This is a genomic window from Pseudomonas sp. 58 R 3, from assembly GCF_900006605.1.
In the GTDB taxonomy this organism is placed as follows: domain Bacteria; phylum Pseudomonadota; class Gammaproteobacteria; order Pseudomonadales; family Pseudomonadaceae; genus Aquipseudomonas; species Aquipseudomonas salomonii.
On the sequence record NZ_CVTT01000046.1, the window covers coordinates 59659 to 85586 of the forward strand.

Annotated in this window: 24 protein-coding genes, 1 tRNA gene and 3 pseudogenes; 15 read left to right on the forward strand and 13 right to left on the reverse strand. The window is 54.6% G+C overall.

Going from position 1 to position 25928, the window contains the following annotated elements:
* Positions 1–6: 6 nt before the first annotated feature.
* The 7 genes from sctJ (at position 7) to BFP92_RS12120 (ending at position 5394) form a co-directional block, all read left to right on the forward strand.
* Positions 7–786 carry a type III secretion system inner membrane ring lipoprotein SctJ gene (gene sctJ / locus BFP92_RS12085; protein WP_065929662.1) on the forward strand — a complete coding sequence of 260 codons (780 nt, stop codon included), beginning with the start codon at positions 7–9 and terminating at the stop codon, positions 784–786.
* Positions 776–1363 carry a type III secretion protein gene (locus BFP92_RS31885; RefSeq protein WP_177024354.1) on the forward strand — a complete coding sequence of 196 codons (588 nt, stop codon included), beginning with the start codon at positions 776–778 and terminating at the stop codon, positions 1361–1363. The genes sctJ and BFP92_RS31885 overlap by 11 nt, the downstream gene beginning before the upstream one ends.
* Entirely contained in the window at positions 1341–1934 is a 594-nt protein-coding gene (gene sctL / locus BFP92_RS12095; protein WP_065929663.1) for a type III secretion system stator protein SctL, read from the forward strand. Before BFP92_RS31885 ends, sctL begins: the two co-directional genes overlap by 23 nt.
* Before the next feature lie 105 nt (positions 1935–2039).
* A complete protein-coding gene (locus tag BFP92_RS12100; RefSeq protein WP_065929664.1) occupies positions 2040–2273 on the forward strand; it encodes a hypothetical protein in 234 nt (77 codons plus the stop codon).
* A 414-nt stretch (positions 2274–2687) separates the two neighbouring features.
* Positions 2688–4826, forward strand: coding sequence for a type III secretion system outer membrane ring subunit SctC (gene sctC, locus BFP92_RS12110; protein ID WP_065929666.1), 2139 nt, complete (start codon positions 2688–2690; stop codon positions 4824–4826).
* Positions 4823–5026, forward strand: coding sequence for an HrpT family type III secretion system protein (hrpT, locus tag BFP92_RS12115; RefSeq protein WP_065929667.1), 204 nt, complete (start codon positions 4823–4825; stop codon positions 5024–5026). The genes sctC and hrpT overlap by 4 nt, the downstream gene beginning before the upstream one ends.
* Positions 5023–5394, forward strand: a complete 372-nt coding sequence (locus tag BFP92_RS12120) for a transcriptional regulator (protein WP_065929668.1) — start codon at positions 5023–5025, stop codon at positions 5392–5394. The genes hrpT and BFP92_RS12120 overlap by 4 nt, the downstream gene beginning before the upstream one ends.
* Here BFP92_RS12120 and sctU read toward each other — a convergent pair whose 3' ends face one another.
* The 11 genes from sctU to BFP92_RS12175 are packed head-to-tail and all read right to left on the reverse strand — an operon-like array spanning position 5395 to position 15562.
* Complete coding sequence (sctU, locus tag BFP92_RS12125; protein WP_065929669.1) at positions 5395–6492, reverse strand: type III secretion system export apparatus subunit SctU; 1098 nt, start codon at positions 6490–6492, stop codon at positions 5395–5397.
* Complete coding sequence (gene sctT / locus BFP92_RS12130) at positions 6489–7277, reverse strand: type III secretion system export apparatus subunit SctT (RefSeq protein WP_065929670.1); 789 nt, start codon at positions 7275–7277, stop codon at positions 6489–6491. Before sctT ends, sctU begins: the two co-directional genes overlap by 4 nt.
* A gap of 10 nt (positions 7278–7287) precedes the next feature.
* The gene (sctS, locus tag BFP92_RS12135) at positions 7288–7551 is read right to left on the reverse strand and encodes a type III secretion system export apparatus subunit SctS (RefSeq protein ID WP_065929671.1); all 264 of its coding nucleotides are present in this window, start codon (positions 7549–7551) and stop codon (positions 7288–7290) included.
* Positions 7552–7558: 7 nt separating this feature from the next.
* Positions 7559–8212 (reverse strand): type III secretion system export apparatus subunit SctR, encoded by a 654-nt coding sequence (gene sctR / locus BFP92_RS12140; protein WP_065929672.1) that lies wholly within the window; start codon positions 8210–8212, stop codon positions 7559–7561.
* Positions 8209–9219, reverse strand: coding sequence for a FliM/FliN family flagellar motor switch protein (locus BFP92_RS12145; RefSeq protein WP_065929673.1), 1011 nt, complete (start codon positions 9217–9219; stop codon positions 8209–8211). The genes sctR and BFP92_RS12145 overlap by 4 nt, the downstream gene beginning before the upstream one ends.
* The gene (locus BFP92_RS12150; RefSeq protein WP_065929674.1) at positions 9219–9674 is read right to left on the reverse strand and encodes a type III secretion system HrpP C-terminal domain-containing protein; all 456 of its coding nucleotides are present in this window, start codon (positions 9672–9674) and stop codon (positions 9219–9221) included. Before BFP92_RS12150 ends, BFP92_RS12145 begins: the two co-directional genes overlap by 1 nt.
* Positions 9671–10099: a type III secretion system stalk subunit SctO gene (locus tag BFP92_RS12155; RefSeq protein ID WP_065929675.1), complete on the reverse strand. Its 429-nt coding sequence runs from the start codon at positions 10097–10099 to the stop codon at positions 9671–9673. Before BFP92_RS12155 ends, BFP92_RS12150 begins: the two co-directional genes overlap by 4 nt.
* Positions 10086–11441, reverse strand: coding sequence for a FliI/YscN family ATPase (locus tag BFP92_RS12160; RefSeq protein ID WP_065929676.1), 1356 nt, complete (start codon positions 11439–11441; stop codon positions 10086–10088). Before BFP92_RS12160 ends, BFP92_RS12155 begins: the two co-directional genes overlap by 14 nt.
* On the reverse strand, positions 11438–12337 hold the full coding sequence (locus BFP92_RS12165) for an FHA domain-containing protein (protein WP_065929677.1): 900 nt from the start codon (positions 12335–12337) through the stop codon (positions 11438–11440). The genes BFP92_RS12160 and BFP92_RS12165 overlap by 4 nt, the downstream gene beginning before the upstream one ends.
* Before the next feature lie 37 nt (positions 12338–12374).
* A complete protein-coding gene (gene sctV / locus BFP92_RS12170; protein WP_065929678.1) occupies positions 12375–14468 on the reverse strand; it encodes a type III secretion system export apparatus subunit SctV in 2094 nt (697 codons plus the stop codon).
* Positions 14465–15562 carry a TyeA family type III secretion system gatekeeper subunit gene (locus BFP92_RS12175; protein WP_065929719.1) on the reverse strand — a complete coding sequence of 366 codons (1098 nt, stop codon included), beginning with the start codon at positions 15560–15562 and terminating at the stop codon, positions 14465–14467. The genes sctV and BFP92_RS12175 overlap by 4 nt, the downstream gene beginning before the upstream one ends.
* Positions 15563–15824: 262 nt before the next feature.
* On the opposite strand from BFP92_RS12175, the gene BFP92_RS12180 reads away from it, so the two are divergent.
* The 8 genes and pseudogenes from BFP92_RS12180 to BFP92_RS12210 all read left to right on the forward strand — a co-directional run bounded on the left by BFP92_RS12180 (position 15825) and on the right by BFP92_RS12210 (position 20392).
* Positions 15825–16376, forward strand: coding sequence for an RNA polymerase sigma factor (locus tag BFP92_RS12180; RefSeq protein WP_065929679.1), 552 nt, complete (start codon positions 15825–15827; stop codon positions 16374–16376).
* Positions 16377–16730: 354 nt separating this feature from the next.
* Positions 16731–16807: transfer RNA gene (locus BFP92_RS12185), tRNA-Met, on the forward strand.
* Positions 16808–16973: 166 nt separating this feature from the next.
* Positions 16974–17293, forward strand: a pseudogene (locus BFP92_RS30405) (Arm DNA-binding domain-containing protein); the annotation flags it as partial.
* A 64-nt stretch (positions 17294–17357) separates the two neighbouring features.
* Positions 17358–18316 (forward strand): annotated as a pseudogene (locus BFP92_RS30410) (IS3 family transposase); the annotation flags it as partial.
* 214 nt (positions 18317–18530) lie between these two features.
* On the forward strand, positions 18531–19592 hold the full coding sequence (locus BFP92_RS12200) for an IS110 family RNA-guided transposase (protein WP_065929682.1): 1062 nt from the start codon (positions 18531–18533) through the stop codon (positions 19590–19592).
* A 12-nt stretch (positions 19593–19604) separates the two neighbouring features.
* Positions 19605–19808, forward strand: a pseudogene (locus BFP92_RS30415) (integrase core domain-containing protein); the annotation flags it as partial.
* Between the two features lie 10 nt (positions 19809–19818).
* The gene (locus tag BFP92_RS12205; protein WP_139114059.1) at positions 19819–20139 is read left to right on the forward strand and encodes a hypothetical protein; all 321 of its coding nucleotides are present in this window, start codon (positions 19819–19821) and stop codon (positions 20137–20139) included.
* Between the two features lie 64 nt (positions 20140–20203).
* Entirely contained in the window at positions 20204–20392 is a 189-nt protein-coding gene (locus tag BFP92_RS12210; protein WP_065929683.1) for a hypothetical protein, read from the forward strand.
* 170 nt (positions 20393–20562) lie between these two features.
* On the opposite strand, the gene BFP92_RS12215 is transcribed toward BFP92_RS12210, so the two are convergent.
* The gene (locus tag BFP92_RS12215; protein WP_065929684.1) at positions 20563–22416 is read right to left on the reverse strand and encodes a DUF2357 domain-containing protein; all 1854 of its coding nucleotides are present in this window, start codon (positions 22414–22416) and stop codon (positions 20563–20565) included.
* Positions 22417–22419: 3 nt separating this feature from the next.
* Positions 22420–24957, reverse strand: a complete 2538-nt coding sequence (locus tag BFP92_RS12220) for a hypothetical protein (protein ID WP_139114060.1) — start codon at positions 24955–24957, stop codon at positions 22420–22422.
* Between the last annotated feature and the right edge of the window lie 971 nt (positions 24958–25928).

Consider the following 25928-nt stretch of genomic DNA (forward strand, 5'->3'; position numbering starts at 1 on the left):
TAAACCATGCGCCGCTGCCGCTTTATTCTCTTATGGCTCACCCTCTTATCGGTGCTGAGCGGATGCGGTGAAAGCGTCGAACTGCACCGCAAGTTATCCGAGCAGGAAGCCAATGAGGTGATCGCTGAATTGGCAGACAAGCACATTCGGGCACAAAAACAGCTGGAGAAAGACGGCGTGGTCGTTCGCGTGCGCACAGCAGATATTGCTGCCGCCGTCCACACGCTTGCGGCCGCCGGGTTGCCAAAGACTGCACGGTCCACGTTGGGCGACGTCTTTCGCAAGGAAGGTGTCATTTCTACACCACTTGAGGAACGTGCCCGCTATATCTATGCGTTATCCCAGGAGCTGGAAGCGACCTTGTCCAATATCGACGGGGTTCTCGTGGCCAGGGTACACGTGGTATTGCCTGAGCGGGTCGCACCGGGAGAGCCGGTACAACCGGCCTCGGCATCGGTCTTCATCAAGCATGATCCACGGCTGGAACCTGACAGCCTGCTGCCGCGCATTCGGCGGATGGTCGCCAGTAGCATACCGGGCATGACAACGGCCCTTGCAAACTCGCAAAAGTTGACCGTGATCTTCGTACCGGCTACCGCCTATAAGGAGAAGCAGCAACTCGCCTACTTCGGGCCATTTCTGATTAAGTCGGGTGATCTCGCTTTTTGGCACACCCTGCTTACATTATTCGTTATTGTCCTGATAGCGGGGTGCGCAGCTGCGGTGTTCTGGCTGAAAAAGGTGCGCGCTGCCCAACAAGCCGAGCCGAATGCAAATGACGCATGACAGCCTCACCTGGGCCAAGTGGTGGGCCTGCCCCTGGCTCGACTCGCCGCACGATTGGCCGCCCTTCACCCCTTCATTGCCCTATTCGAAAACACTCTGCCAGAGCCAGCATGCGGCAATGGCAACGTCATTGGGAATTGACCCATGTCTGCCTGTCGAACCGTCTGCAGCACTGTTGCAGCTGGTACTTGAACCTGCGCAACGCAGAGATCTCATCCTCGCGCTGGTCGGCGGTGTTTACCAGATCAAGACCCCCACGCCATTGAGCCAGGACCTGCAACTCTGGTGCGTACGTCTTTCAAAGGCACTGATGCCCAACACCCTGCAAATCAGCACGGAAGACCCCCTGCACTATTTACGCGCCTGGGTAGAACCCTCCGTATGGCAGCGGCTGCGTTTGAGCTTTGACCGCCACCGGGTGCTCGCCCTTGAGCAGACCCCTCAAATGGGTGATACCCACGACAAGCTCGAAACTATTTGGAAGGCCGCTATATGGCGCACCGGTGCGTCACACAATGAGCCGGTGTTTTCCTTTGCAGAGGAGTCCCAGGACGATGCTGTGCAAACGCACGATTGAGCTACGCAAGCCGCTTTCTTCACAAACCCGTTCGTTGATTCCTTTGGAAACTTTGGCGGACTGCGCACGCGATACCGAATTGTTAAACAGTGCCCGGGATCAGGCCGATGAAATCCTGCGCCAGACCCATTTGCAACGCGACCAATTGCTGCTGCAGGCACAACATGAGTTCTGGCAACGCGCCAATCGCCAATTGCACCTGTGGCACGCGCAACAGCAGGCGATCCTCGACAACATCGAACGCATCGCCACATCAGTCACCCACAGCGCAATTCGCAGTTTGCTCGAGGACACTACGACGACGCAGCGGGTGTCAGCCATGCTCAAGCAAATGCTCGTAGCCCAGGCCCCGGCGATCCGCGCAAAGTTGGTATGCAACCCACAGGATCAGGCCGATGTAGAGCATTGGCTGGCTCAACATACCGAGGCGCCCTGGCGCCTGCAGTGTGACGAGTCCATTGAGCCACAGGTGCTGATCCTGGAGGCGGAGGAAGGCAGCTTCCGTATCGACTGGGCATCTTCGATCAATGCGCTGTTGGTGCCTCACTCGGACTTTGCTTCTGAGGAATGAACTCGCCACCGACCTGCTGCATTTTTTTACCGGATATTTAAAAAATCGTGGAACGGATCCCAAGTGCAAACCACATAAAAATTACACGTCAACGGAGATCAGCATATGAAACTCGACGCACGCGAGGGCGGGCAAATCTTCAGGGATTTAAGCAAAAACAACCGGCAGTTCGAACAGCTCGGTCAGGACGTGCCTGACGAATTATCTTCGAAAGAGTTTTCATCGCTGATGGGTGAGCACTTGAGGCTCAAACAAGACTTGATGCTACAGACAACGGCCGCCGGAGCGGTTCTCGGTCATCGGGCCGAGATGGGAAAAATCATTTTCAATGGGACCTGAGAGTTTCACCGCGCAGCTCACTCAGTGGCTGATGGGGACAGAGCAAGACATCACACTGCTGGAGGGCGACGACGCCATAACCCTGCGTCGTTACCCTCAGTGTTTTTTGCTATGCGCTCAACTTACCCATCAGCCACCGCCCACTCAAACAGCAATGGAAACATGGCTACGACTGGGAGGGGCAAGCCTTGCGCATTTTCAGGGAGCACTTTCGGTCGAGCCCTCCACTGGGCAGCTCTGGCTACTTCAATGCGTCTGGCAAGAAGCCAATCAGGCGGCTCTTTTTAACCAACTCGAATCCCTCCTCAATCAGCGCGACACCTGGCGTTCCACGGCCAAGCGGCTGGCCGGAACGCCCCCAAGGCTTGGGCCCACTCCGTTGCGTGCGCAGTTTTATTAACTAGAGAACCCTGTATGAACAATCCCGTTTACAAGCGTTTACGCTTGTCTATCAGCTCGGCCTGTGCGCGATTCAAACACGCCGGTTGGCGTCTTCCAGTGGTTTTGACGTGCCTGCTGATGCCTCTGCAAAGCCTCCTTGCCGCCATTCCCTCGGAATGGCGAAACACGGCATATGCCTATGAGACCCAGTACAAGCCCGTGCGCGAAGTGCTTGAAGACTTCGCCCAGACCTTCGGCACCCAACTGCAAATCGAAGGCCTGCTGGAGGGCGTCGTCAATGGCAAAATACGCGCTAACACGCCCCAGTCCATGCTCGACAGGCTGGGAGTCGAACACCGCTTCCAGTGGTATCTGTACAACAACACCCTGTACATCAGCACACTGGATCAACAAGAGTCTGCACGGCTGGAGGTTTCGGCGGAATCGATCCCCGACCTCAAAAAGGCCCTGACCGATATCGGCCTGCTCGACAGCCGATTTGGCTGGGGTGAATTACTGGATGAGGGCGTCGTACTCGTCTCCGGCCCTAAACGCTATATCGAGCAGATCAAACAATTCAGCAGCCAGCGCAGATCCCCGGATGAAAAACAGAGCGTACTGACGTACCCGCTCAAGTACGCCAACGCGGCGGATCGCATCGTTGATTATCGCGGGGAGAAGCTGACCATCGCGGGGGTGGCCAGCGTGCTGCGTGGGTTGCTGGAGCCCCGTTCCTCCGCAGTCGCCAGCGCCACCCAATCTGCCGGCACGGCCTCACAGCCAGGCCTGATAACGCCTAACGTCCCGCGGCTGAACAATCCGCTGCTGGAGCAGATGTTCGCCAACCCCGGGAACTCAGATGCTCTTTCGACGGGCGCCTCACTTGGCCCCCGCGCCCCACGCCCTACCAGCCGAATCCGGGTTGAAGCCGACGTGCGCAATAACGCAATTCTGATCTACGACCTGCCTGAGCGCCAAACGATGTACCGCGAGTTGATCACCCAACTCGACGTTGCGCGCAAGCTGGTGGAGATCGACGCAATCATCCTCGACATCGAACGCACAAAGTTGCAAGAGTTCGGGATTGAATGGGGTTTTCAAAACAGCCGTTGGCGCGGCGGCGTCAATGTGGCGCCGGGCACGACCTCTCAGTTGTCGATTGGCAACCCAGGGCGCTTCTACGCGCACATACGAGCCCTGGAAGCCCAAGGGCTGGCAACCCTGGTCTCCAACCCTTCGGTGCTCACCCTGGAAAACCAGCCGGCGGTCATCGACTTCAACCGTACGCGGTACCTGACGGCCGGGCGGGACAACCCAAGCATTTTACCCGTGACCGTCGGCACCAGCTTTCAGGTGGTGCCACGGGTGATCACCAGCCGTGGTGGCCACCAGATCCATTTGGTGGTGGATATTGAAGACGGTAACTTCGACGACTCCCGCACAGAGCCCAATGACCTTGATGTTCGTCGCGGCAAGGTCAGTACCCAGGCCGTGATGGCGGAAAAGCGCTCACTGGTGGTCGGTGGTTTCCATGTCACAGACAACAAGGACAAAAAAAGCAAGGTGCCGCTGCTGGGCGATATTCCGTTGCTGGGCAAGGCATTGTTCTCCTCGACAGAACGACAGAACAGTCGACGCGAGCGGCTGTTCATCCTCACCCCACGGGTCATCGGCGACCAGTCTGACCCTTCGCGTTACTTGCCCCAGGAGGACCAGGCCCAGTTGCAGGCAGCCCTCAAACCCCTGGCGCGCCGGCAAGCCGCCCATCAGCCGCCCATAAACCGCAGCGATATCACCAGCGCCCTGGCGCACCTGGTCAGCGGCGAAGTGCCCGACGGCTTCAAGGCAGGGCCAATGCCTCTGCAGTTGAACACCCTGTGCGCCACGCGCGATCTGTTGGCGCTCAACAGCGAGCGCAGCCAGTGGTACACCGGCCCACACTTCAATGTGGCGGTGGTAGTCCTGCGCAACCAGATCAAACGCAACGTGCGCATCGATGAAAAAGAATGCAGTAACTCACAAACGCTGGCGGTCACTGTCTGGCCGCGCGCCTGGCTCAAGCCGGGTGAAGAAGCTGAAGTGTTTATTGCCATGCGGCCCGTCGTGAAAGATGAACACATCGGCGTACCCCGCCCTTCCCTCCTCACCGCCCCCTTGAAGACCAAGCCATGAAGCACGCAATCTTGAGCATTATCCTGATCGGCGCAGCACTCAGCGCCGCGGGTTGCACGCCAACCTGCAAGGGCGACTCCTGCACGCGCCCGCAATCGAGCCGTGACAAAATGGTGGTCTGGTGGCCGCCAGAGATGCGCGTAGACTCCGGCCCCTCTGGGGAGCGGGCAGACCACCAGACCATTTCCCTGGAACGATGAGCCTCACGACACAGCCTGACGATGCACCGCATCGTCAGGCTTTTTTGGCCGACGTGCGCAGTGGCGTTGCGGCTCACCTGCAGCTGCTCCCTGGTATCCACCTGTGTACGCTGCAAGCCGGCACCCGCCCGGGGTTGGCCTTGCAGGTGGCGCGCGAAGCGCTGCAAGCCGGGCAGGTGCAACGGGCACTGGAACGACGTTTTGAACAAGCCGTGAGGTATGACGGCTGCTTTGTCTATCTCGATGCGCAGGGCAATTTGCTCATCTGGCGCCCGCTGCCAGCTCAACACGACGCGCTTGATAGTGCCATCAGCCGCCTGCTGTCACTGGCCAACCTTGATGCATTGGATGCTCACGCCACGCGTTGATCAGCGCTGTTCCAACTCGGGCAATTCCAGGGTTTCACGCTTGGCCTCATCATCCAACTCACGCAAGGTGCGGTAGATCAGCGCGACGGCCTGCAGGGTTTCACGGGGGATACTGGCACCCAGCTTATGGGTGTAGAGCGTGCGGGCCAGCCATACACACTGGATGACCGGCACGTCAGCCGCTTTAGCCCTTCTGATCAGCTCACGCGCGTCGCCATCCGTGCCTTTGTCCACCAGCAAAGGCAGCGGCGTCGTGCCGGGGCGGTAATACAACGCGACGGCAAAGTGCGTTGGGTTGACCACCAGCATGTCGGACTCTTCCAGCTTGGGCAGCTTGACCTTCGGCTCTTCCTGAGCCAATTGCTGCGCCAGCGAACGGCGCTGGCCCTTCACATGGGGGTCGCCCTCCATGTCCTTGTATTCCTTGACGACTTCGACCTGGGTCATGCGCATGCGCTTGGCAAAGAAGTGCTTCTGCAGCGTCAGGTCGATAAGTGCCAGCACCAGCAACAGGCCCAGGCACGCATGCAGCAGGTAGCGAAACAGCTCGATCAGCGCCAGGATATAGGAGGGCAGGTCGCTGTTGGCCAAATTGATCAAAGCCCCAAGGGAGGGACCGATCACCGCGTACAACACCACACCTATCAGCACGGCCTTGGCGACCCCCATCAGCAGGTTCATCAGCGACTGCGCGGAGAACATCTGCTTGAGCTGATTAAGGGGGTTAAGACGCTTGAAATCCAACTTCAGAATTTCTGGCGCGAACAGCAAGCCGAACTGCATCCAGCTGCTGATCAGCTTGACGGCGATCGCCACTGAAGCCATCAGCAACGCAAAGGAAAAAAACACCACCATGGCGTCGAGCAGCACCTCTTCCAAGGCTGCCACAAAGGGACGGCTGAGGCGCGATATCGGCAACAGTAGCATTTCCTGAAACCGCTGCAGGCTGCGGTCAGCGGTCCATAGCGCGATCTCGCTGATGGCCGTCAGCACCATAAGCTTGCCGACATCCTGGCTTTGGGCAACCTGGCCTTTCTTGCGTTGATCACGCAGTTTCTTGGCACTGGCCGGGTGTTTTTTCTCACCGGAATCACTCATGGCATCCCCACCTTGAACATCAACCCAAGGGCGTGCCTGAGTTCTGTCAGCAGGCTTAAGCGGCCGACGATCAGGTCCTGCAACAGTTCAAAGTACAACAGCAAAATGCCAATACCCGCCAGGCATTTGACCGGCGGAGCCAGCGTACTCACCTGCAACTGCGGGCTATAAAGCCCCAACAGTGCAATGCCAAACTCCAGCAACAGCAGTACCGCAATAAAAGGTGCGGCGTAGAGCATCATGTGGGTGAACGTGTCGCCGAGCAGGTTGAGAAACACGCCAAACCCATTGGCATGCGGAAGTGGAAACCATACGGTTGGCGGCCAGATCGAGTAACTGTCCCAGATCACCTGCGTCAGTGCCCCAAGCCCCAGGGTGGCCATCAACAAAAAAATCGTCAGTTCCTTGAACAAATGCCCGATGGGTGTCGCATCCGGGCCAAGCGAAGGGTTGAGCTGACCACCGGCCAAGGCTCCCCGCTGGTTATCCAGCAGTGCCCCCACCGCCTCGAACAACCAGAACGGCATCGACAGTAATACGCCCAGCAAGGTCCCCAGGGCCGCCTCCTTGAGCACTAACGCGCTGAGCATCAGCGTAGAGAATTCCTGGTCGGCGAAGGTTGCATGGATGCCCGGTGCAGGCAGCAGCGCCAGTGCCGCCACAATGGTATGACGCGGCATGCCACGGATATGTTGAAAACAAAACGCCGCGACCAGGAAGGCACACGGGTAGATTCGCGCCATGCCGATCAACAGGCTGGGCAGGTAGTCAAAATACTGCAGCACAGGCAAGACCTCAGTTCAGCGCGGAGCGAGAGATCATCTCGAATGTCAGATTGATCAGTTGAATCAACTCCACACCGATCCAGCGCCCCGTCATGACCAGCGTGATCCCCACTGCCACCAGCTTTATGCCAAACGGCAAGGTCTGGTCCTGTACCTGCATCAGCGCCTGTACAAGAGAGGTCAGTACACCGACTACCACCGCCACAATCAACGGCGGTGCCGACAACACTACGACCAGTAGCATGCCCTGCTTGAACAGCACGATCGGTTCCATACGCCACTCAGAGATAAGAAAAGAAGAGGCTGTCGAGCAGCCGTGACCACCCGGAAACCATCACGAACAACAACAGTTTGAGCGGCAGGGAAATGGTCATCGGCGAGACCATTTGCATGCCCAGTGCCAGGAGCAAATTGGAGACAATCAGGTCGATCACAATGAACGGAATATAGATGAGGAAGCCGATCTCGAACCCTGCCTGCAATTGCGACAGCACAAAGGCAGGCACCAACAGAATCAGGTCTTCTCGCTGAACTTCCTGGGCCATGGCTGCCGGCCATAGGCGCCCAGTGTTCTCCAGCAAGTGCGTCAACACATCCGGGTCAATATTGCGCAGCATGAATGCGCGCAAGGGTTTGATCGCCTCCCCGCCGGTGTGCAGGGCCATCTGCACACTGCTCAAATCCAGCGGCGATACCTTGATGGTTTCGGCGATCTCGTAACCCACCGGCGCCATGATGAACAGCGTCGCCGCCAGTGCGATGCCATTGATGGCCATGCTGGGGGGTACTTGCTGCACGCCTATCGCGTTGCGGGTAATCATCAGCACAATGACAATTTTCAAAAACGCCGTACACACAATCAACAGCATGGGCATCAGCGACAATGCCCCCAGGAAGAGTGCAAGTACGAAGGGGTCTATGCCCTGAATGCTCATCGAGAAAAAACCACTCGCGTCACCTGCAGGCCCAGGCGCCCATCCACTTCCACCAACTGCCCCTGGCCGATCGGCCGATCTCCGTAATAGAGGCCGGCCATTCCCGGCGCATAACCGGTTATACCTAATACTGAACCCTCAACCAGATTGCGCAGCTCGCCCAGCGTCAGGTTCAGCATTCCACAACGCACGCTTAACGCCATGCTCAAGTCATCGAACGGTTCGTGCCCGAATACTTCCGCCACAGGTTCATCTTCCGGCTCAGCGTAATAGGATGCTGAAAAGTCCTCGTCCACACTCGTGTCCTCTATAGAAGTCAGGGTCAGGCACAGCGGCCCGGTTTCATCGTCAATGCAGCCGTGCAGGCGCTGCCTGCCAACCTGCACGTAGCCATTGCCCTGGGCTTGAAAAAAAGCCCGTTCGAGCACCAGCACATCACCCACCCGCAGGCTGCGCACGTGTGCGATGGGTAGCTGCACGGTCCCAAGGGGCACGGCAATTGCCAACTTGAACTGCGCCGGCATCGGCGCGGCGATAGAGCGCCAAGGTGCGGCCTCGCACATCGCCAGAAAGCTCTGGTGGGCCAGCCACATGTAGCCCACGACCCGAGAGTCCCCCAATGTCACGCTGAATCGGCAGCCGAAACCCACTGGACGCGCAGTCACCCGCAATCGCATATAGCCAAACAGCGCTTTCACTTGGGGGCTAAGGTGGTGCTCAAACAGCGCCCAGAACCACGAGTGAGGGTCGTTTCCAGCCTTGGCCAATGGCACAGGGCATTCACCCAACAGGCTCAACAAAGGCCCCGCCTCAGCGAACGCCAGCACGCCGAGGGCGGTTTCAAAGCACAGTGCTTCCCCGCCAACAGGCGTACGCCCGGGCTCGATCAGCAGCTCACCCTCTTGCCCTGCCACCTGAAACGGCAAACGCAGCCCGCGCCCCAGCCTGCGGCGCGCAGCCACCGTGTCTTGCTTGACTACAGGCAACGCCAAAAAGGGCACCTTCATCACGAACGGTCACCTGGCAGGTACAACCTGACCGTTTGCCCCAAGGCTTGCGTACACCGTTCCTGGCACTGCTGCCGCACGCCACGCAGCCAATGGTTGGTGGCATCGTCTTGCGCATCCAACTCTATGGCCCAGGCGTTCTGATCACGGTGTACCAAGGCGTTGATCCGGCCTTGGCGTGGCATGCACAGCACGAACTGCAGCGGCCACTGCGCACCCGCCTGAATAGGTGCCACTAATTGCTCGATCAACACATCGGCCCTGGCTGCCTCAACTGAGGCCTTGATATCCAGGCGCGAATGCCCAAAACGTTTCTCTGCAGCACCGCCTGCAAGCAGATGCGCAAACAGTCGCCCTTGCTCCAAGGGAACGTAGCCGCCAACGCCAGGCTCGCGTTCCTGCCGTAGCTCACGCGTGCGGCGGTGCTCAGGCGTGGTATTTGAAACCTGTGTCATAGCGAATCCTGAGCGAGTAAATTGGACAGTTCCTGAAGTTTTTCGACCTGGCGCAAACATTCCGTGGCGTGTTTCTGGGCACTGTCCACCTGGCTGTCCCTGTCCTTGTGCTGCGCTTGCAGTGCCTGCACCTGGCCTTCGTCCCGCTGAGTGTTTGCCGACAACGACCGTTCTTGTACTCCCCAGGACTTCAGCGCTTTGAGCGTCAGCACCTGGCCCTGATGCTGGCTGAGCAACTGCGCACTTTGCCGAGCCTCCTCCTGACGGGTTTGCTCAAGGGTTTGCTGGGCATCCTGGATATGTGCCAGCAGGGTTTGCCGCGCTCGTTTGGCCTCACGCAAGGCCCGTTCAGCACGGTCGGCCCGATGACGGCGCAGGCGCCGCAGGGTCTCGATTTCAGCCATCGACACGTCAGAATGGGACATAGGCCGTCAGCTCCTTGAGTTGTTCCAGTGTTGCCGCCATCGGCGAGGGTTCACGCAAATCCTGGCGCAGGAAACTGTCCACTGCGCTGCGGCTGTCTACCGCCAAGTCGGTCAATGCATCGCTACCCGGCTGGTACTCGCCCAGCTTGAGCATCAGCTCGATCTGCTGGTACGCCGATAACAGCCGTCGTAGCGCCGTGCCGGCCTGGATATCCCCAGGCTCGGCGACGTTACTCAAGATCCTCGAAAGACTGGCCAATACGTCCACTGCCGGATAGTGCCCACGCTCGGCGAGCTTGCGAGACAGCACGATATGGCCGTCCAGCAGCGAGCGCACTTCATCGGCCACCGGGTCGCTCATGGAGTCCTGCTCGATCAGCACCGTATAGATCGCCGTGATCACACCTTCGCGCGTCAACCCGGCGCGCTCGACCAACCGCGGCAACAGGCTGTATACCGAAGGTGGCAGGCCACCACGGCCCAGAGGCTCGCCGGCGGCGAGGCCAATTTCACGCTGGGCCCTGGCGAACCGCGTGAGGGAATCGATCAAAAGCAGCACGCGCTTGCCCTGGCGTCGGAAGCCTTCAGCCAAGGCTGTCGCCGTGAAGGCTGCGCGTGCCCGCTCCATGCTCGAACGATCAGACGTGGCACACACCAATACTGCTTTGGCACGCAGTTGATCATCGAGCTCATGATCAAGAAACTCGCGCAGTTCTCGGCCTCGTTCGCCGATCAGGCCGAACACAATCACGTCACACTCAACGTTACGGGCAATCTCCGCCAGCAGCGTAGTCTTGCCGCAGCCAGCCCCGGCAAACAGGCCGACGCGCTGCCCCTCCCCCAGCGTCAACAGACCATCGATCGAACGCACACCGGTGGCCAGCGCGCGGTTGATGCGCGGCCTTTCGGTGGGCAACGGCGCTTCGCACAAGACCGCACTGGTATCCGGCGAGTCGACCAGCGCAAAAGCGCTGGCGCCTTCTCCGGTAATTGGCCGCCCAAATCCATCCAGCACCTGGCCCAGCAACTTCTCGCTGACCTGTACCTGATGGGAGATGCCCAGGCGCTCTACGCTGGCCCCCACGCGCACACCTTCCAGGTTACCCAGCGCACTGAGTACCGCGTCCTGCTGGTCGAAACCGATAATCTCGGCGAGCATGTAATCGCCCTGCTTTTCCACCTGGCACAAGTCGCCTATGCGTGCCTGAGGCAGTCGACATTGCAACAACATGCCGTTCACACGCTGCACGCGCCCGCGCATCGTCACAGGCGCAAAACCTGCCAGCGTCCGGGTCTGTTGCCGTTGCCATGTATCGAGGCGCGCCTGCAAGTCCGTAATCACCAGCGCACCTCATAGCGCTGCGCACCCTCGAAAACCACCTTGCTGTTGTCAATCATCACCAGGCGCAAGTCGTCCACTTGGTCGCCCACAAACAGTCGGGTGCCATCCTCCAGTACGACGTGACCGTTCGCCCCTCCAATGATCTGAACGATCTTGAACGGCAGCTCGTTGTCGTGCGCACGCACTCGACTGATCACTGGCACCACGCTGTCGAACTGCTCACCGAAACGGCCGAGCATGCGTGTCACCAACGCCAGATCCTCCTCGGAAACATCGCCGTTAAGCGCAACCTGGCCATTGATGACCTGCAAACTGACCCGCTGGATCAAATCACGCTCACTGAGCATATTCAGCAACTGCTGGCGCACCTCGAACGGTGAGGCCAATTCGACTTTCTGCGGCACTGCCGGCATCAGCGAGGCCTGGGGATCACGCTCCCCGGTGGAAGCGATGCCCGCCAACATGATGATGACTGCAACCACCAGCACCACACTGATCAAGCGCTTTTGCTGCGCGTGTCCAAGGGCCGACAATTTGAACGTCCGGGGCGCTTCTTTGGCCATAACCGTGGCTGACGTTGCCGGGGCGGGCGTTTCGGGCCAGGGCTGATCGGCCAAGGCGACATACAGCCGAATGGCGCCCATACCAAATTGTTCGCCCAACTCCAGAGGCGTGATCTGCGCCACTACCTGCCCTTTTTCACCCTGCAACAACCCCGCCTGGGCCTGCACCGACCATGTGGATCCGACCAGCCGCAACAACGCATGCTGCTCGGCGATCCCCGGATCACTCAGCACCAAGTCAGCCTCAGCATGAGCACCGATGCTCCACTGCTCACCGAACAGCGGCAGCGCAGCGCCTTGGTGCAGGCCATCGAGAACACGCAGCTCGAACATTATTGGTCGCTCCGCTGTGCTGAAACCGGCGCAGTCTTCATGCCGCCGTACCACGCATCAAATCGGTCTGGCCGAGATCAAATCGGCCCAATACTTTCACCTTTGAGGTGCTTCCCAATTCGGCAAATGACATCACGGGTACATGGTTGAACTCTTCGAGCAAAAGAGTGCGCAAGGGGCTGCGCAAATCCTGCGCAACCAGCATCACGCTCTTGGTTTTGGGGCGAGTCACGAAGGCTTGGTTGAGCAGGTTGATCAGTGACGCGCTGCTGTCATTATCAAGGGCGAAGAACACCCCGGTCTGAGTCTGGCGCAGCGATTCGCGCAGCACGTTTTCGGTCTGTGGAGACAGTAGCCACGCATGCAGGCCGTCGTCCTCACTGTACTGGTGGAAAATCTGCGATTTGAGCGCAATACGCGCATAGTCCGCCAAAGCGTCCGGCTCTCGTTCATGCTGGCCGTATTCAATCAGCGACTCAACAATCAACCTCACGGCACGCAGCGGTACCCCTTCGCCAGCCAAGCGTTGCAGGACAGCCGAGAAACGCGACAGCGGCATGATTCGCTGTAGCTCCTGCACCAGTTCCGGCTGGTTGTGCTCAAGCCAGCTGAGAATCGACTTGCTCTCCTGGATCCCCAGGAACTGGGGACCGGAAAGCATCATCGCCTGCTTCATGCGCTCGACGATCAGGTTCGTCGAAGTGAAGCGCTCAAGCGTGGGATCATCAAGCAGAGGATCATCTGGCGCCAACCACACCCAATCCTGCTCTTCGCGCTCGACCAGGCCCGGTATCGCGTGCTCCGGTACCTGCGCCAAGGCTGTACGCTCCACGGCCACCTGCTTAACGACCGAAGCCTTGATCATCGGCACTTCGTGTACGCAGAAGCGCATTTCGTCGTCTGCCAACGAGTCGTCGAGTTCGACTTCGAACGGCGGCAGCGTCAGCCCGATATTCGCAACGAGTGCATTTCGGGTTTGACGAAGGCCATGAACCAGATCAACCACCTCAGGCGTTCCACGCAATACGGGAGAAAACTGCAGGAGATAGGGGCGAGACGGGTCAAACCCGCGCAAGTCCTCTTCACCGTTTTCTTCCGGGCGCACGGCCTGCTTGACCTCGGCCGCGGGAGCCTCTTGCCGTTGACGCTGACGAGCAAGGTAATAGCCCAGGGAGCCCGTCATCAGTGAGATAAGAATGAATACCAGGGTCGGCATACCGGGCAACGCCGCAAACGCGAGCATGCCCACCGACGCAATCATCCAGCTCTTGGGTTCGCTGGTCATCTGACGAGCGATTTCTGCGCCCATGTTAGTGACGCCCCGGCGCCCGTCCGGCGCAGCGCGGGTGATGATCATCCCCGCCGTCAGCGAGATCAGCAGCGCGGGGATCTGTGCAATCAAACCATCACCGATGGTCAGCACCGAATACAACGCAATGGATTCGCTGGCGCTCATGCCATGCTGGAACATACCCGTGGAAAAGCCACCCAACAGGTTGATCAGCACGATCACCAGACCTGCAACAGCATCGCCCTTGACGAACTTCATGGCGCCGTCCATCGCCCCGAACAGCTGGCTCTCGCGGGACAACTGATCGCGCTTGTCCCGCGCCTGATTGCCGTCGATCAGCCCTGCACGCAAGTCGCTGTCGATAGACATTTGCTTGCCAGGCATCGCGTCCAGGCTGAAGCGTGCGGCCACTTCGGCAACCCGCTCGGAACCCTTGGTGATGACCAGAAAGTTGACCAGGGTGAGGATCATGAAGATCACCAACCCTACCGCCAGGTTGCCACCCACCACAAAGTTGCCGAACGCCTCGACGATGTCGCCGGCATCCTGCTCCAGCAGGATCAACCGCGTGGTCGCAATCGACAGTGCCAGACGAAACATCGTGGTGAGCAACAGAATCGAGGGGAACGACGAAAACGCCAAAGGCCCGGGCAGGTAAAGCGCCAGAACGATCAACAAGCAGGCAATACAGATGTTGAGCGCGATGAGGATATCCACCAGCCAGGTCGGCAGCGGCACGATGAAGATAAAGACAATGGCCAGTACCACTACAGCACCAAGGACTTCAGCACGTTGTGCGACCTTGAGCAGCCAGTGGTTGATAAACGCCAGCGCCGTCACATCAACGCCCTCGGCTCAGCCTGGCCCTTCTCCAGGCGCGTGAACTCATCCATCACGAGCAGGAAGTTATGCAAAGCCTCCTCGCGCCCACGCGAGTCGCGCCATAAGGCCGCAGGCAAACCCTTGATCACGGGATAGAGCGCATTGAGCGAGGCCAACTGGCGAGCCGCCGCATCCCCAGCCAATTCATCCGCCAGCAGTTGAACCTCGGAGGGGGCAATGCCATTGCCGGCATAACCCAATAGACGCTGCAACAGGTCAACGGCGTCGTGTTCAACGTTCAAACGCTGAACCAGTTCTTGGCAATTAGACAGTACCCCGCCCAACTGACCACAGCTCTGTAACCCCAACAAAAGCGTGCGCAATTTAGCGGTGGGAATCGATGAAACGTACGCCGCAATATCATCCGCCAGCGCCCGGCGCATGAGATTGAGCCCGACCTCAAACTGCTCGCCACCGTACTCTTTCAAAAGCGCCTGCATCATGCTGGCCAGGGATTGGCGCAATACCACATTGGCGTAGTAGAGCGTACGTATTGCCTGGCATTGCGCAGGATCATCACTGCCTGACTGCAAGGCCAGGGCAATATTGAGGCCCGCCTGGATCTCCCTCTTGTACTGAATCTCCAGCTTGGCCAGCGCAGCACGTGCCAGCGCTGCCTCGCTTTTGACTTGCGCGTCACGCGTCGACGCTGCCTGGGTCTGGCGCACGAGTGCTTCGGCTTGCGCCGTCAGCTGACGAAGCACGACATAGGTACGTGCAGGGTCTCCACCCGTGAGGTCGACTAACTTTTCGAGACTCTGCTGGCGCTCCAGATACTGCCTGGCCACGATGACCATCTTTGCCAGGCTTTTCTGGGCGGGATGGCCGAGTCGATCATAGATCTGCGCGAGCTGCTCGACAGGTGTGACAGGCCCGCTAATGGCGCGTCGGGTCAACGCGGTGCTGTGAGCGGCGGCTTCCTGGCTGAAAATACCGGCGAGCGCATCCAGACCTGGCGCGACATCCGGTGATCGGGCCGGGGCGACCTTCTCGGCAACGGACGGCTCCAGGCGCTGGATTCGGTTCAGATCGGGGTTGAATTCGACTTTCATGGGCATGCCAGGACAGGGAGTTTGTGTCTCTATGTGGCAACCCCGAGCCATACAGTTCCATCAAAACCACAAACGCTCTCTGCTTTGAAAATACCCGCACAAAATCACCTGCCGTTTTGCAAATACCTGCGCAAAATCACACTATTTCAATATATTTATATATATAAATCAGCAAGTTAATCGATTTTTTCATTTGGCACAGCCAGTGCTAAAGGGTTCACGTCGAACTTATTTCGATAGCGTCTACCCTGAGGAAAAAATCGTGAATATCCCTATTGAAGCTTTAGCGCAGCTTGTCGGCGACTCGCCTCAATTCATGCTCCAACTGACGGACGACCAGCAGAAAAAACTCCGGCGTTTTATTCATAAACGCGTACTCAACCCCGAAGACGCTGACGATATCCTGCAACTGACCTACCTGGAGGCTTGGCGCAACCGAGAGCGGTTTAGTGGCCAGGCCACCCTCAGTACCTGGATGTGCGGCATTGCGCAGAATCTGGTGCGCAACCATTTCCGGCGCCTGTATGCCAAACCGGTGCATTGCGAATTCGATGAATCGCTGTGGCATGGTCAAGAGGAAAACAAGAATCTGGATTGGGAATTCGAGATCAACCGCCGACTGGAAAATACCTTGAGCGCCATCGATCACTTACCGGCGGAAATGCGCAAGACGCTCTACGCTTCGTTGGAAACCGATGGTAGTTACCAAGACACCGCCGACGTGCTGGACATCCCTATCGGCACCGTTCGCTCACGCCTGTCACGTGCGCGCGAACACTTGAAACGCGTCACGCACAAACCGTCGCAACCGTAAGCTGGCCCTGGGGGGCAAGCGTTGGGCGGCAGGGATATCTGCCCAACCGAATTACACTTTTTTCGTACGCTGAAATCGGATCACAAGCCGCGCCTGATGGCACCTTGGAGATCATCCTCAAATGGCCTGCAGCGCCACACCCTTGCGATCACGCATTCAATACCGTCAGCACAACACCGCAAAGCCCATGTGGGAGCAAGCCCCAGCTTGGATCTTCGTGGCTGAAATACCCGTATTCGCCACACCACTCGTCGCCGTTTGGCCTTATTCTGTTTAAACAGTTGAAAGTGTAGATAAATTTTTAAAATAAACGCTTGACGCATATGCGTTCTACGCGAATAATGCGCGCCACTTGGCTACGTAGCTCAGTTGGTTAGAGCATAGCATTCATAATGCTGGGGTCCGGGGTTCAAGTCCCTGCGTAGCCACCAAGTACCGATCCATAGATGTCTACAGCAGTCTATGAATCACCTCAAGAAGCCCGCCTAGTGCGGGCTTTCTTGTTTCTGGCTGTCCACCTCTATCTACCCCTATCCTTCCCCACCGTGTATGCCCACGTGTATGCTTCATACATAATTGAACTGAAGGCATACAAGGATGAAACGCACCGATATCAAGCGGCGCCCTCTCGCTGACACTACACTTTCCAGCCTGGAGCCTGAGGCCGGGGCCTACCGCGAACTAGACAGCCTAGGGCTGTATTCAGGGTAAAGCCGAACGGCCAAAAGTCCTGGGAATTACGCTACAAGAAGCCAGACGGCAAATGGTCGTGGCTTGGTCTTGGCGGCTACACGGAAGTGGGCGGCGCTTTCGCTCGGCAGAAAGCGGCCGATCTACGCGCAGACGCATCGGAAGGTAAGAACCCGATCACATCCAAGAAAGCTCGCCAAGCCGCCGAGATCGATGCAGCCAACGACTGTAGTGGTCTAATGAAACCGGACACCCATTTAGGCCAGAATGCTCGCCAGATCGAGGTGTCAGATGACCAAACAACGCCACTCCTTTACTCCTGAATTCAAGCGCGAGGCCGCAGACCTCGTGCTCAAACAAAACTACAGCTACATCGAAGCCAGCCGTTCACTCGGCATTGGTGAGTCAGCATTGCGCCGCTGGGTTGACCAGATTCAGAAAGAACATAAAGGCATCACCCCGCAGAGCAAGGCGCTGACGCCGGAACAGCAAAAAATTCAGGAACTGGAGGCCAAAATCGCTCGGCTTGAGCGAGAGAAATCAATACTAAAAAAGGCTACCGCGCTCTTGATGTCGGAAGATCACGAGCGTTCGCGCTGATTGACCAGTTGAGCACACATGAACCGGTTGATTGGCTGTGCAAGGTGTTTGACGTCACTCGCTCGTGTTACTACGCCCAGCGCCTGCGGTGCCGTACGCCCGATGTTGAACGGCTTCGATTACGTAGTCGCGTCAGTGAGCTGTTCTCGCAAAGTCGCAGCTCTGCGGGCAGTCGCAGCATTCTGTCGCTGATGCGTGAAGACGGTGAGCAACTCGGTCGATTCAAAGTGCGTAGCTTGATGCGCGAGCTTGAATTAGTGAGCAAACAACCCGGCTCCCATGCCTACAAACGAGCCACAGTAGAAAGACTGGATATCCCGAACACATTGAACCGCGAGTTCGACGTGCCAGCGCCCAATCAAGTCTGGTGCGGCGATATCACCTACATTTGGGCGCAAGGAAAGTGGCATTACCTGGCTGTCGTCCTGGATCTTTGTACGCGTCGGATCGTGGGCTGGGCGCTGTCGGAAAAGCCAGACGCTGAGCTGGTGATCAAGGCGCTGGATATGGCTTACGAGCAGCGTGGCAGGCCTTCGGACCTGCTATTCCACTCAGACCAGGGATCGCAATATGCAAGCCGACTCTTTCGCCAGCGGTTGTGGCGATACCGCGTGCGCCAGAGTATGAGTCGACGAGGAAATTGCTGGGATACTCAGTTCACTATGCTCAAGAGCGTCGGCCCAATCTGACCCGTGCTGGGATTGGCCAATAGAGTGCCTTTGCGTTGACCTGTCGATTGGACGCTGACGTTCCCTGGCATTGCCGGGCCCAGCGTCTGTGACCTGATAGGAGCCTTGTCCTGCATCTTGAGTGTCCTGTCCTGCGTATGGGGTTGGTAATGCGTTCTCATCGGAGGCATTAGTCATGAACAGCCCCATGGACGAAAACGAAGTCATCTTGGGAGTTGATACACATCTGGATACCCACGTAGGGGTCTTGATCAACACGAATGGAAACCTGCTTGGCTGCTTGGCGGTAACAACCGATACCAGCGGATATCTCAAGCTCGTTACCTGGGCCAACTCCTTCGGTATGTTGAAGCGTGCCGGCGTGGAAGGCACCGGAACTTATGGCGCGGGTTTAGCCCGTGTCCTGCGTGATCATGGCATCGAGGTGCTGGAGGTTAACCGCCCTGATCGCTCCAAACGCCGGCTCCAGGGGAAATCCGATCCCACCGACGCCGAGAGCGCGGCTCGATCCGTTCTTTCGGGAAACGCCACGGCGATCGCCAAGACCCAATCGGGTGTGGCCGAGGCGATGCGGGTGGTTTCGGTTGCTCGGCGCAGCGCAGTCAGAGCGAAAACCCAAGCGATCAATCAATTGAGAGCTTTGCTCGTCAGTGCCCCGCAAGACATTCGTGAACGGCTCTGGAAAACCAAACCTGCCGACTGCGCCAAGGGATGTGCACGTCTTCGCTCACGGAGCGCGACTGAATTCCTGAACATCTTAACGACCTCCCTGTGTCTATTGGGCAAGCGCTGGCTGGCATTGGCAGAGGAAGTTGAAAAGCTCGATGCCATTCTAGAAAACCTGACTCGCCAACATGCTCGCCGTTTACGTGAACAATTCGGCGTCGGCCCTCAAACGGCGGCCGTGCTGCTTTCGACAGCAGGTGATAACCCGGAGCGGTTAAAAAGTGAAGCAGCTCTCGCCGCCCTCTGTGGGGTCAGTCCTTTACCGGCATCCTCGGGTAAAACGGTGCGACATCGTTTAAACAGAGGTGGGAATCGGTCTGCGAACAACGCCCTATGGACCATTGCGATGGTACGCATGCGAGGTGATCCCAAAACCCAAAGCTACGTCGCCCGTCGTAGTGCTGAAGGTTTGTCTTCCAAAGAAATCCAGCGCTGTTTAAAGCGCTATATCGTCAGGGAGCTATACCCTTTGATCCTGGCAGATTTAGCCGATTCAGCTCGATCTTGTTGACATAGGAGCGTCAACGCACCGATGGAGCGCGTATTTCGCAGCTTGAAAACAGAATGGATACCGGCCGTGGGCTATCGAACTGCGCAGGAAGCGCAGCGCGAAATCAGCCATTTTTTGATGCATCGGTACAACTGGATTCGGCCTCATCAATTCAACGATGGGTTGGCACCAGCGCAGGCCGAGGAAAAACTTAACGTCGTGTCCCGGATTAGTTGACCACTACAAAATGATCATTGCCGCACTAGAGCATGAGCTGGCAATCGTCGACCAGCACATTGCCGAAGCGCAAAGCGAGCACCTTGCCATCCAGAGAACAGCCTTGTTGCTGGCCGAAAAGGTATTAGAAGAGCAGTGGAACGAAAAAGCTCAGGCGCTGATGGATATGGGCGCCAAGCTATGGGCAGCTAAACGTTTGCTGGGTGGCGATCAAATCAGCCTGAGAAGGTTATTTCTTCCTAAAGAAGGTGAAGGCTTCGACACATGGGATAGTCGTGAGCTCTCTGACCGCTCGTACAAATTCACCTTAGAAGACATTCTCTCGCTGTAACGCACCCAGCCACCTGAAACAGCCTGCGCACGCGGGCTGTTTATAACTCATCAGGACGAAGACCATGATCAAGCAAATTCAAAGCAGCGCGAGATGGATCGACACCTTGAAAACACGCAAAAATCATCTGACCGCACTACTTAAAATCGTAGATATAAAGACCGGACAACCAACCAAGGTTCAGACACTCACGGCAAATTCGATCAAGGCTGAAATAAACCGCGTCGAATGCCAGTTGAAAGGTCGACAATAAAGCTCAACTTTGCATAGCGTGAGCTAGAAAAAACATCATCAAGAAACCGAAGAGCGAAGCACACTAAATCACGCTCTACATCCAAGTAACACCGCAACAAACAACAAACAAAAAAGGCCTTCAAAGACCTTTTTGTAATTTTCCATCCTCTCTAAAAAACAATAAATAATTTAAATTAAAGGAACCATTCCATCCTCCTCGACTATTGCATCGACCCTCGCCGAGACAACATCTTCCAAATAGGAAAGAGACTCATGCGAAGGTTTAAACAACGTCGAAAGAAGCTTATCAAGGGGACGTTCCTCATCTGGTGTCAACTTTAAAAACCCAAAGAACGGGGCTGTCGACAATTGATCATAAACATTGAATGGCCCACCATGGAAGCCTTGCTCTTGATTGAAAGTTTTCGGTATCAGAGCATACACAAGTTTAACCGCACGTGAATCCACTTGCATATTTTTGCTAATCCCCTTCAGCTTCAAATAATACTTGTCAATAATAGACGGTAAATGCCGCTCCTTGGTTTGACTTTCTGATGAATATTTAGCATCAAAAACATAATAGCTCGGGTAATCATCACCATTATCCTGACGAACAACAAAGTCAGGTGTAAAAAAGGGATTCGAAACACCTCTCGCATGGAATATATCAATGAGTTCACCAGGCTTCGACAACTCGCTATAACCCCATACTGTAGGCTCATAAAAAAGCTCTAAAGTTTTTTCATTTGACTCAAACTTATAATAGTTAGTAATTTTATCTAGTGGCGATTGAGCGGGTTTGCCGCGCATCCCGAAACTTCTATCCGGGTCGCTAACGCCCGTAACGGTGAGCTGATACCCTAATTCGACAAATTTATCAGCAATTTTATACAGGCAAAAAAATTCGTAAAGTTTATCAAGTGACTTCAATCCAAAAAGATAATTACTACCGCTCCATGCGGGATGCCCAAGCTTATACCAACCATCAATTATTCGAAAAGACTTCTCGTAATGAGTATAGCGCTTAGCCTGAGGTGTAAGTATGGGCGTTACTGTTCCACGAATCGTGCAGGGCAGATACTTTTTAAAAAAAGCAATTAATTCATTGCATTGCTGCAATAACATTCTTGCCTCGCGATATCGGCGCTCCATAAGCGGAGCTTCTACCTTCTTCAAAATACTGTCAAACGCGTAATAATCTTTATACGGCGTGTGCACCTGATACTTTCTCTTGAAATCAGGAACAGACATCAAAAAGCTTTTTAGGTTAACTAAAAAGCTTAGAATCACTTGATTCTCAAAAAGATTCGTATCAACCTTTAAAGTACTTCTCTGTATTTGATCTATAGAATAATGGCGATTATTTATCGCGATTTTCGAAGAGTCTGCAGATGCGGGATAGATTTGATCAAGGTGCTGAAACAGCCAAGAAATATCTTTATCTGTTATATAAGTGGTGTCTTCGTAGCTACTCACCTTCAGAGCTTCGACAGATCTCTTGCAAGGCTGAGACACAAACCGATGCCGGTTAGCATTCAGCATTTCAATTATTTTTCTCGAGAAATCTAATTTTGTTAGTGTATCAGTAGTTTCACCCGACTTGGCATCCGACCCAATATGCGTTTTGGAAAAGCACAAATGTGTAACGTCTTTCATTTTTAGCGATAGATACTCTAGTATCTTTTCCGCCTGCTCTTTATTTAGCTTGGTTGCATACACATCAATTGGTGTGACGCGCATTAAATCATCAGCATTTGAAAACGACACTGCTATGGATGTTACGCCAAAATGATTTGCCAAATACCGGCTAAACTCTACCGTATGCTCAGTCAGTTCCCCATTAGGGTATGGGCGATTTAATATAACCGCATGATCCTGAATATAAACCTTAGGCTCACCCAAGACATTTGGACAGACTACTTTGAAAGAGATTGTGTCGGTCTCTCGAATAGCTGGAATTTCTGTAAAGGTCTCCAGCAGCGGAAATACCTGGATCCCCTCATGACTTTGAACGAGCAATGATATTTCAATCATGGCAGTCATAAATCAGTGCGAAAAATAGCTAAAAGAGTTCATGTCGATGCGACCTGCCTCGTGCATACGGCGCAACAGACCATGGCTAATCTTGAAGTCGTCCTGATCAAGTAGATCTATCAACTTCTCCAACCTCAATGCGTAGCCGTCCCCACTTCCCTGTATTAGAGGCAAGACATGTTGACTAAGGGCATAGTCCAGTGCTCGCATATTTGAGCTAGACCTCATCAGCGGATGAGCCACCAGGCAGTAACGCTCGATTGCGTTCTCTTTACGTTTTGATATAACGCAACGTTTACCCCAAGCAATATTGTCATCCATGAGAACACTCTTCACTTCCTGTAAAAACGCCATCTGTTCGGCGATCGCTTCTCGCTCATCGGTGAGCGCGAGAGTCTGATCGATATCGAACATTTGGTGTAATGTACTATGACTTATTGGAAGTTCGATACCGTCAACGTCCTGCTCCAAAAATTCATCTTCATACTGCTCGCTTACAGGTTGAAGCGTAATAATCGGCGCACGGTCAATTAACCGAGGGCTGAGAGGTTCAGTCGTAAGATCATTGTTTATTGTGCCGATGAATCGAAGTGAGCTAGGCACCTGCATTGGTAACTCCGAATCGTTTACCCGCAGTACTTTGTCGGACTCAACGTCTGCCATCCCCATAAATGGAGCCCAGTAGTGCTCGATTGCAGAGAGATTTGCTTCATCCAAAAGAACCCAAAGTGGCGCAGCCGACTCACACTTTTCATTCTGACATGACTTTATATACTGATAAAAACCTGTGGGTGCAGGAATCATGCGGCTAGACAACGGATTAAAATAACCAATAAGATCCCGTTGACTTGTCCACCCTCTACCTACCGAGATATTGAGCATTCGCGAAGACAATTGCTTAGCTTCAGCGAGAATTTTTATAAGAGAGGTTTTACCTACACCCGGGAGGCCGGACAGGATAACGATAAAGCTTTGTTGAATCGATATTAGAAGATTTGCTATAAAATCCTTTTCATAATGACGACCTTTTGAAGCTAGCTGCTGCCGTAGCTCATCAATATATCGGCTACGCTCCGACAATAGGGAATCCGGCTTAATTTCCCTAGCAATAGCGTGAGGCAGCGCCTTCAGCAGTTCTTCCACTGGGGGACTCATACCCGAAATAGCTTCGACATATGGTCGCAAAGTGAAGAGTTTTTTACGAAGTTCCTCATCACGCTGCTTTAGTTCATCCTCCATAAGCTCTTTACTTTGCTTCGCCATATCGCTTTGTTCTTGATAAATCTTCAAGCGCTCATTAGCAGAGGTAATTTCACTTTTTAGCGCAGCAAGATTTTTGAAAGGATCAGCCTCTTCCTTCAACAAATTGAGCTCGGTTCTCGCCTTCGTAATTTCGGCTTCCAACTCACCCCGCTCTTTATTTCGCGCCTCGTCTACAAACACTTGTTGCTGGGACTTGAACGTAGCATTTTGTTGCTCAAGTTTTTCTGTGGCGTTCTGGTTTTCAGCTTCTAGATTTTTTTGCAGTTTCGTTAGCTTATCGACTTTTAACGCGAGATTCGAAAGCTCTTCATTTAGCTTATCTTCTTTTTCAGCTTTGAACTTTCGTAAATAAATTTCTTCTCGAGACTCAACATGCTTGCTAAGTAGACTTTGACCATTGGAGGTTTGTAGATATTCATGCAGAGCGCCCTCAAGTCCCTCCAATTTTTCCGAGGTCGTAGTAGCTAGAGCAAAAAAACGATTTAGCTGATCATTCGCGTTATTAGGGATATTTTTGGTTTTATTAAGTGCAGCCCTGAACATGATCTGTTCATTTTTCGTAAAAGACTTAAATGCAACTTTCTTTAAAAGCTCACTTCCGATTTTTACAATTTCTTCATCGGATGCGAAGTCAACGTAATCGCAACTTTGCTGCTCAAACATATCTGCTCGTAGCAGAAAAGAATATCTATCACCACGAATATCATAGTGTGCCACACCTGGCTCAATATCTTCATATCGATATTTTCGGATGCTGCCGGTTACATTTTTTCCTGGAAAGGGCCCTTCCAAAGACTGAAGACTTAGTATCGTACTCCCATTACTGTCGCTTTCAGCAGTAGTCTGGAACGGCCCATAAAGCGAATCGCCGTTCTTTATTAAAATCAGAGGAGTAAAAGGAGGGGCATCAGTATATATAACCTTATCGTTTGGCGATGGTAGGCTTGTGCTGATTATTTGCAATGCCGCTTTTCTAGGCAATCTAGAGTCGACTTTTGATGCTGTAGTTACATAGCGACAATCGCCCTCTTTCCACTCCTGCGTAGTAGGTATCGCTTCAATCTGAAATAATTCACCGTTATCGAATTTCGTGTCTATATCGTGATAGTTACTTGTCACAAAAACCTGAGAGGTCTCACAAAAAAACTCTTTATCGTTTACTAAGTAGAGCTCACCATTGATTTGTTCAAATACCACGTCTAAAAAACCAAGATTTGGCGGCGCATCTGAGTTGTAAATGGCTCGGTACTTTTTCCCAAACAGAATTCTTTTGTTAGAGCTATCCATGTTTCTCTCGTTTTTTTGTCTATGACGATCAGGAATTACGCACTGAAAACCTACCCTTCCAACGCGTGGCTGTCCAGACAATTGATATCAGATGGCTAGCTCACAATTCGCTTACCCCTAGGTGGGAATCGGAGCGCGCTTCCCAACGCCGTATGCGACTTGAGAGAGCCATCATTGACCAGAGGCATCACCATTGATGGATTTTTTCTTGGCTCACCCACGCTATCAGACCGAATAAACGCGCGTTTGGACACATGGTGTAAATAGATAATCGGCCAACCCGAGCAAACCGCAATGGCCTCAAGAAGCTGGAAAGGACTTCGTGCTGCGAGCAGCTTCGTACAGACAACAGGGCACTCGAGCCATAAATAAACGCCCTCGCACCTGAAACCGTTACACCTGCTAAGTGAGTAACACGCATAAAAACCCAATCAGAAAACCTGTGTAACGCTGATAAAACGTTTAAATACAATGAGTTAGATTAACCCGTTACACCAGTTACACCCGTAACACCGCTTTGAGAGATGTATGTAGTCGCCCCGCTCCCCGTATGTATAAACTCCTACAGCGTCCCTTGTGATGCACAACCGCCGGGGCCCCTGGGGACTTTCTTAAGATACGGGGCAGGTAACCTGCGTGATCGTGTCAGCAGAAAGGTGCCCAGCTTAGTGAACAGGTGAACCGGGTGAACTGCTGTTCACCAGTGCATTTGCCCAATGAAAGAAAGCACTGGGGACCCTGGGCATTTCGGATAGACACGGGGCATAGAACCCGCGCGTTCGTGTTAGCGGCTGGATTTTTCAAGTTGGTTGACAGGTTGACACCCATTACAGTGGTTGACGCTATGCAGGTGTTCACTTTCAGCAACAGATACAGCCACCTTTACCGAAGCTGTAACGATGGCCCTTTTTCTTCAAGATCCTCAATTTCAACGATTGAAATTTCAATAATTTTCCAATGCCTCCCACTAA